Raw genomic sequence first — 946 nt, forward strand, 5'->3', positions numbered from 1 at the left:
TACCGTCTGCCCGCGCAGCCGGAACGCCTGCGTCACGTACGTGAAGTTTTCCGAATGGCCGGCGAACAGCAGCCCGCCCGGCTTCACGAGCGGCTCGAAGCGCGACAGCACCTGCCCCTGCGTCGGCTTGTCGAAATAGATCATCACGTTGCGGCAGAAGATCGCGTCGAACGGCTTCGCGATCCCGTAGTCCGCATCGGTCAGGTTCAGTTGCTCGAAACGGATCATCGCGCGCAGCTCGGGGCGCACCTTCACGCGGCCTGACTGCGGACCCGTGCCTTTCAGGAAGAAGCGCTTGAGCCGCTCCGGCGACAGGTGCTTGACCTGGTCGTACGTGTAGATGCCGGCCTCCGCCTTCGCGAGCACCTGCGTGTCGAGATCGGTCGCGAGGATCGACGCGCCGCGCGCCGCCGATTCGCCGAGTGCCTCGATCAGCGTGATCGCGATCGAATACGGCTCCTCGCCGGTCGACGCCGCCGAGCACCAGACCGACACCGGCGCCGGGCGCCCTTTCACGAAATCCGACAGGATCGGGAAATGGTGCGACTCGCGGAAGAACGCGGTCAGGTTGGTCGTCAGCGCGTTGGTGAACGCTTCCCACTCGAGCGGATCGTCCTCCTGCTCGAGCAGGTCGAGGTAGTCGCGGAACGTGTCGAGGCCGCGCGCACGCAGCCGCCGGGCGAGACGGCTGTACGCCATGTCGCGCTTGTGCTCGGACAGCGAGATCCCCGCGCGTTGATGGATCAGCGCGCGAATGCGTGCGAAATCCGCGCCCGTGAACGCGAAGTCGCGCCCCGGATCCCCTGCGCGAGGCGAGGCATCCGGTGCATCGGGTCGAAACGGCGCGCGCGCGTGCGACATGGCTTAGAAGGTCTCCCAGTCGTCGTCGGACGCGCCGGCCGCCGCCAGCGCCGGCTTCTCGCCGTTCAGCGCCGGGCGCACGAGC

At 67.8% G+C, this 946-nt stretch carries 1 protein-coding gene; it reads right to left on the bottom strand.

The annotated features are described in order from the left end of the window. Positions 1 to 861: CheR family methyltransferase (locus G3N62_RS35525; RefSeq protein ID WP_206141559.1), on the bottom strand; the 861-nt coding region annotated here is incomplete at its 3' end. Positions 862 to 946 lie beyond the last annotated feature (85 nt).

It is taken from the genome of Burkholderia sp. Tr-20355 (genome assembly GCF_017104685.1).
Lineage (GTDB): Bacteria > Pseudomonadota > Gammaproteobacteria > Burkholderiales > Burkholderiaceae > Burkholderia > Burkholderia seminalis.